This is a genomic window from Burkholderia sp. Ac-20344 (assembly GCF_017104975.1).
Classification (GTDB): Bacteria; Pseudomonadota; Gammaproteobacteria; order Burkholderiales; family Burkholderiaceae; genus Burkholderia.
Map to the genome: position 1 here is coordinate 22,346 of NZ_JAAGPP010000123.1, position 6,279 is coordinate 28,624.

Sequence of the window (6,279 nt, forward strand, 5' to 3'; positions counted from 1 at the left end):
CGGCAGGCAGCGGCCGGCGCATGTCGAGGCACGACGACACTCATATCCAGCACAGGAGACACACCATGCGGTTGAGCGGCAAGACGGCAATCGTCACGGGCGGCGGCTCGGGGTTCGGCGAAGGCATCGCGAAGACGTATGCGCGCGAAGGCGCGAACGTCGTCGTCAACGACCTGAACGGCGCGGCGGCCGAGCGCGTCGCGAGCGAGATCGCGCTCGCGGGCGGCAAAGCGATCGCGGTGGCCGGCGACGTGTCGAAGCAGGACGACTGGCACGCGCTGCTGCAGGCCACGCTCGACGATTTCCACGCGGTGCAGATCGTCGTGAACAACGCCGGCACCACGCACCGCAACAAGCCGGTGCTCGACGTGACGGAGGCCGAATTCGACCGCGTGTATGCGGTCAACATGAAGAGCCTGTTCTGGTGCGTGCAGACCTTCGTGCCGTACTTCCGCGAACAGGGCGGCGGCGTGTTCGTGAACGTCGCGTCGACGGCCGGCGTGCGGCCGCGTCCGGGCCTCGTCTGGTACAACAGCACGAAGGGCGCGATGATCACCGCGAGCAAGTCGCTCGCGGCCGAACTCGGCGCCGACCGCATCCGCGTGAACTGCATCAACCCCGTGCTCGGCGAAACGGCGTTGATGACGGAATTCATGGGCTGCGAGGATACCCCCGAGAATCGCAGCCGCTTCCTCGCGACGATCCCGCTCGGCCGCTTCTCGACGCCGCAGGACATCGCGAACGCGGCGCTGTACCTGGCATCCGACGAGGCCGAGTTCATCACGGGCGTCTGTCTCGAAGTCGACGGCGGGCGCTGCATCTAGCCGCGCCGGGCTGTTCGCGCGCCGCGCCGGGTTTCACCGGCCGGCACGCCATCCACGCATTGCTTCGCACGAAACCGGACCGGGCGCCGTTGCGTCTGTTCCGGCCAACTATAAGGACTGGAGACAACATGGCAACATCGACGCAGTCGCTGCCGGGCTCGTCCGGCGCATTCGAGGAAGCAACCTACCGCAAGGTGTCGTGGCGGCTCACGCCGCTCCTGCTGCTGTGCTACGTGGTCGCGTATCTCGACCGCGTAAACGTCGGGTTCGCGAAGCTGCAGATGGCGAGCGACCTGAACCTCAGCGACACCGTCTACGGGCTCGGCGCCGGGATCTTCTTCTTCGGCTATTTCCTCTTCGAAGTGCCGAGCAACATCATCCTGCACAAGGTCGGCGCGCGCGTGTGGATCGCGCGCATCATGGCGACGTGGGGCGTGATCTCGATCCTGACGATGTTCGTCACGACGCCCGCGATGTTCTACGTGATGCGCTTCCTGCTCGGCGTCGCCGAGGCGGGCTTCTTCCCCGGCGTGATCCTCTACCTCACCTACTGGTATCCCGCACACCGGCGCGGCCGGATGACGACGTTCTTCATGACGGCCGTCGCGCTGTCCGGCGTGATCGGCGGGCCGATCTCGGGCTTCATCCTGAAGGCGTTCGACGGTGTGAGCGGCTGGCACGGCTGGCAATGGCTGTTCCTGCTCGAAGGCATCCCGTCGGTGCTCGCCGGCGTGCTCGTGTTCTTCGCGCTCGACGAGCGAATCTCGAAGGCGAAGTGGCTGACCGACGAGGAAAAGGCGCTGCTCACCCGCAACATCGACGCAGAGGAAGCGACCAAGGAAGACCTGCCGCTCGGCGCCGTGATGTCGAGCCCGCGCGTGTGGCTGATGGCGCTGATCTACTTCTCGTTCGTGATGGGACTCTACGGCGTCGGCTTCTGGCTGCCGACGATCATCAAGGCGACGGGCGTGACCGACACGTTCATGATCGGCCTGCTGTCGGCGATTCCGTATGCAGCGGCGGTGGTCGCGATGATCCTGATCGCGCGCAGTGCGGACAAGCACCGCGAACGCCGCTGGCACGTCGCGATTCCGGCCGCGATCGGCGCGCTCGGGCTCGTGCTGTCGGTGATCTGGGCGCACCAGACCGCGCTCGCGATGCTCGGCCTCACGCTCGCGACGATCGGCATCCTGACGACGCTGCCGCTGTTCTGGAGCCTGCCGACCGCGTTCCTCGGCGGCACGGCGGCCGCGGCCGGCATCGCGATGATCAACTCGATCGGCAACCTCGCCGGCTTCCTGAGCCCGTACATGATGGGCTGGCTCAAGCAGGCAACGGGTGCGAACGATTCAGGCATGTACATGCTCGCCGGGTTCCTCGTGCTCGGCGGGCTGCTCGTGCTGTCGGTACCGAAGCGGCTGGTCGACAAGTAAGGGGCGGCAACGGATGAGCGTCATTCCCCATTCGCAGGAGCAGGCCTCGATGGATCATCGCGTCGTCCAGGCAGCCGGCAGCCGCGTGCTCGTCCGTGCCCCTTCCGCCACCGTTCTGCATCGGGAAAGCGATGCGCTCGACCTCGTCGCGCTCGCGCACGAGCACGAAGCCGACTGGATCGCCGTCCCCGCCGATGCGCTGCACGACGACTTCTACCGGCTCGAAAGCGGCCTCGCAGGCGCCGTCCTGCAGAAGCTGGTCAACTACGGCGTCAAGCTCGGCGTGGTCGGCAACATCGAGCGCTGGCTCGCGCGCAGCGAAGCGTTCCGCGCACTCGTGCGCGAATCCAATCGCGGGCAATCGGTGTGGTTCGTCGCCAGCGAGGACGACCTGCTGCGCAAGCTCGGCGCGTGACGTGTCGTCCAGGCGCATCCTGGACGAAAAAAAGCCCCGAAGGCCTTCCGGCATTCGAGGCTTTCTTGCGCGGGTTGCGCGAGCCGCTTGCGGCAGGCGGCCACGCCGCCCGCATCAGACCACGGTGATTGCGAGCGCGCTTTCGCGGTAGTGCTTCGCAGCCTTGTCGGTTTCGCCGAGATGCTCGAACAGGCGCGCGAGCGCGCGATGTGCACGCACCTTCAGCGCCTCGTTGTCGGCGAGCTTCAGTGCCGATTCGAGGAACGACTGCGCCTTGCCCCACAGTTGCTGCTGCTGGCACAGGCGGCCGAGCGCGAACAGCAGGTCGGCATCCTCCGGGTGATCCTTCTTCCACCCTTCGGCCTTCTGGATCAGCGGCAGCGCGTCGGCGCCGGCCGTGTCCGGGTAACGGCGCAGCAGACGGGCATCCCAGTTGTGCGCGAGCGCGTCCTCGACGATGCGGCGCGCTTCGTTGCGGCGCTCGAGCGGCACGAGCAGATCGGCCGCGAGATCGGCGAGACGCGGCGACTGGCGCTCGACCGGCGACAGCGACTGCCATACCTCGAGCAGCGCGTCCGCGTCGTGCCGGCGTTCGCGCAGCAGGTTCTCAGCGGCCTGCTGCCGCAGCCGCACGGCCGCGGCAGGATGCAGCGCCTCGCGCTTCTCGAGCGCCTTCGCGAGCTTCAGCACCTCGGCCCAGTTCTTGAGCTGCTGCTGTGCGCGCAGCGCGACCTGCTGCGCATGGATGCGCTTGCCGCCCGCCTGCAGGTCCGCCAGCGCGGCGAGTGCGCCGTCGGCATCGCGTGCATCGGCGCGCATGTCGGCGGCGGCAAGCAGCCGTGCGTCCTGCCATTCGGGTGCGTCGACCCTCGACAGCCAGTCGTCGCGGCGCGTGTACTCGTGCATCCGGTGCGCGGCGGTGGCCGCGACAAGACTCGCCGCGCCCTGGTTCGCATCGACCGACAGCGCTTCACGCGCGGCCTTCTCCGCGCGCGAGAAGCGGCCCGCGTACAGGTTCGCGATCGCGTCGCGCAGCGACGCCTGCGCCTTCTCGTTGCGCGAACGCGCCCGATACGCGGCGACCCGCTGCGGCATGCGCCAGATGTTGCGCACGATGCGCAGCAGCGCATACACGACGATGAACAGCACGACGATGGCGATCACGAACAGGTTCAACGACACGTCGATCCGGTACGGCGGATAGACGAGCAGCACCTGCCCCGCGTCGAAACGGCCGACGGTGGCGAGCGCAGCGGCGATCGCGAACAGGACCGCGAGCCAGACGATTCCTCGAAGCGTCATCGTTACCCCCGGCTCTTGAACTGCTGAACGGCGTTCAGGCTCGTGTTCAGGTTCGGCACCGCGACCGTCAGCGATGCGCCGTCAACCTGCTTGAGCAGATCCTCGACGGTCTGCGTGTCCTTCGATGCCTGGTCGAAATACTTCCCGAGCGACGCCTGCGCGGCGTGCAGGTCGGCCTTCATCGCACTGTCGTTGCGTGCGAGCAGCGACAGGCGCGCGGTCAGGAGGCGCAGCTTCACGTTCTCGCGCACGAAGTAGCCCTGGTCGGGCGACGCGAGCATCGCGTCCGCGTTGTCGATCCGGCGCACCTGCACGAGCCCCTTCAACTGCTGGCCGAGACCGGCCGAGAAGTCGTGCCACCACACCTTCCAGCGCGGCTCGCCGGCCACGGCCACGGCCACGGCCACGGCCGAGGCCGACGACGCGGCGGCGGCCGGCGCGGCCTTCGGCGCGTCGTGCGGGACGATCGCCTCGCCGGACAGCGGCAGCGCGTCGATCTTCGCGATCGCGTCGTCGAGCTTGATCGCGAGGCCCGTGAGGTCGGCCGCCGGTGCGGCCTTCAGCTTCTCGATGTCCAGCGCGAGCGCCTTGCGCACCGTGACGGCCTGCGCGCTCTGCGACGTCGCAAGGCGCGCATCGGCGTTCTGCAGCGCGATCAGCGCGAGCTGCGTGTTGCCGGTCAGCTGAAGCTGCTGGCTCGCGCTCGACAGCATCTGGTCGACTTCCTCGAGCATCCACGCGTCGCGGTTGCGCGACAGGTCCTGGTATTGCTGCTGCAGCGCCTGCTGCGCGCTCTGCGCATCGGCGAGCTTGCCGTCGAGCTGCGCGAGCTGCGTGTCGACCTGGTGCGTGCTCGCGAGCGCCTGCTCGGTCTTCATGCGCGTCTCGGCCGTCTGTGCATCGAGCGCCTTCTGGCGCGCGACGAACGTGCCGTCGAGCCGGTCGATCTTGCGGTTCAGCGCGTAGCCGCCGACGCCCGCCGCGCAGCCGAGCACGACGACGACGAACCACAGCACGGCGCTGCCGCCGCGGCGCGCGGGCGGTTCGGACGCCATGTAGGCAGGACGGGACGGCGGTGCGGATGCAGCGGCCGGCTGGGAAGCGACGCTTTTGGAATCGTTGGTATCTGTCATGCGTTTAGTCACCGGTGCGGCTGTCGCCGGTTGGACGGCCTCGTCGGCCATCGTTCGAAACGCGCGGACGATGCGCTCATCGCCCGCGCCGGTCAGCGTAATCCTATCAAAACCCAATGCGCGCGCGGTCTGCTCGATCCGCGGATGGGGTGTCACGAGCGGCGCGTGCTTCAGCGCGTCGATCTCGGCATCGTTCAGGTGCGCCCGCGCGAGTTCGTGCAGGTTGCGCACGCCTTCCGAGCTCGTGACGAGCCACGCATGCGGTGCGCCGTCGAGCAGCGCATGCACGCGCTCCCACGCGCCGACGCGCGGCTCCGGCACGACGCGCCGGTACGCGGCGACGAGCGTGACGTCCGCGCCGGCCTCGCGCAGCCGGTCGGCGAGCCATTCGCGCCCGCCGTCGCCACGCACGATCAGCACGCGCTTGGCCGCCAGCGCCTGCGCGCCGCCGAACGCAGCCTCGATGCACGCGAACAGGCTTTCAGAATCGTAATGGGGTACGCCACCGTCGGCAGGCGCCTGCGGCGCGATCACGCGATGCGCGGGCGCCGCGATGCCGTGACGCTCGAGCGCCGCGACACTGCCGGGCCCGACCACGCCGACCGGCAGCGCATTCGGCCAGATCGCGCCGTACTGCGCGAGCGCGCGGTCGATCGCGTTCGGCGACACGAAAATCACCAGCGCGTAGTCGGCCAGCGCCGCGAACGCCGCATCGAGCGGCGCCGGATCGTCGACCGGCGCAATGTCGATCAACGGGAATTCGAGCACGTCGCAGCCGGCCTCGGCCAGTTGCGATGCGAGCGCGCCGGACTGGCCGTCCGGGCGCGTCAGGACAGCGGTGAACGCGCGCGCGCCGCCCGCCATCAGGCGTCGCCCTTGCCGGCGGCCTGCGAGCCCGCGAGCAGCGCCTGAACGATGTCGAGCGCGCCTTGCGCCTCGAGCTCGTCGGACACCGCGCGACCGAGCGCGAGCGCATCGGCGACGGTCACGACGGCCCCGCATTCCTCGGCCGTCAGCACGCGCTTGCCGTCGGTCGTCGACACGCGGCCCGTCAGGTACAACTCGCCCGCGCGCCACACCGCGTGCGCGGCGAGCGGCACTTCGCAGCTGCCGCCGAGCGCGCGCGACACCATCCGCCCGGCCTCGACCGCGATCGCGGTCTGCGGGTAGAA

5 protein-coding genes and 1 pseudogene are annotated in these 6,279 nt (G+C 69.0%); 3 read left to right on the forward strand and 3 right to left on the reverse strand.

Annotated elements, in window-relative coordinates; translation table 11 throughout:
* The first annotated feature begins 65 nt into the window (after positions 1-65).
* The 3 genes from G3N64_RS29615 (at position 66) to G3N64_RS29625 (ending at position 2,672) form a co-directional block, all read left to right on the forward strand.
* Complete coding sequence (locus G3N64_RS29615) at positions 66-824, forward strand: SDR family oxidoreductase (RefSeq protein ID WP_174931698.1); 759 nt, start codon at positions 66-68, stop codon at positions 822-824.
* A 128-nt stretch (positions 825-952) separates the two neighbouring features.
* Positions 953-2,257 (forward strand): MFS transporter, encoded by a 1,305-nt coding sequence (locus G3N64_RS29620; protein ID WP_205787258.1) that lies wholly within the window; start codon positions 953-955, stop codon positions 2,255-2,257.
* Positions 2,258-2,270: 13 nt separating this feature from the next.
* Positions 2,271-2,672, forward strand: a complete 402-nt coding sequence (locus tag G3N64_RS29625) for a DUF4180 domain-containing protein (protein ID WP_241021271.1) — start codon at positions 2,271-2,273, stop codon at positions 2,670-2,672.
* A gap of 114 nt (positions 2,673-2,786) precedes the next feature.
* On the opposite strand, the gene G3N64_RS29630 is transcribed toward G3N64_RS29625, so the two are convergent.
* The 3 genes and pseudogenes from G3N64_RS29630 to G3N64_RS29640 all read right to left on the reverse strand — a co-directional run.
* Complete coding sequence (locus G3N64_RS29630) at positions 2,787-3,974, reverse strand: heme biosynthesis protein HemY (RefSeq protein WP_205787260.1); 1,188 nt, start codon at positions 3,972-3,974, stop codon at positions 2,787-2,789.
* Positions 3,975-3,976: 2 nt separating this feature from the next.
* Entirely contained in the window at positions 3,977-5,971 is a 1,995-nt protein-coding gene (gene hemDX / locus G3N64_RS29635) for a fused uroporphyrinogen-III synthase HemD/membrane protein HemX (RefSeq protein WP_205787261.1), read from the reverse strand.
* A pseudogene (locus G3N64_RS29640) lies at positions 5,971-6,279 on the reverse strand (hydroxymethylbilane synthase); the annotation flags it as partial. The gene hemDX and the pseudogene G3N64_RS29640, both read right to left, overlap by 1 nt.

What these genes read in the sequence shown, in the direction of transcription:
- G3N64_RS29615 (WP_174931698.1), top strand. Translation starts at nt 66, where the DNA reads ATGCGGTTGAGCGGCAAGACGGCAATCGTCACGGGCGGCGGCTCGGGG.
- G3N64_RS29620 (WP_205787258.1), top strand. Translation starts at nt 953, where the DNA reads ATGGCAACATCGACGCAGTCGCTGCCGGGCTCGTCCGGCGCATTCGAG.
- G3N64_RS29625 (WP_241021271.1), top strand. Translation starts at nt 2,271, where the DNA reads ATGAGCGTCATTCCCCATTCGCAGGAGCAGGCCTCGATGGATCATCGC.
- G3N64_RS29630 (WP_205787260.1), bottom strand. Translation starts at nt 3,974, where the DNA reads ATGACGCTTCGAGGAATCGTCTGGCTCGCGGTCCTGTTCGCGATCGCC.
- hemDX (WP_205787261.1), bottom strand. Translation starts at nt 5,971, where the DNA reads ATGGCGGGCGGCGCGCGCGCGTTCACCGCTGTCCTGACGCGCCCGGAC.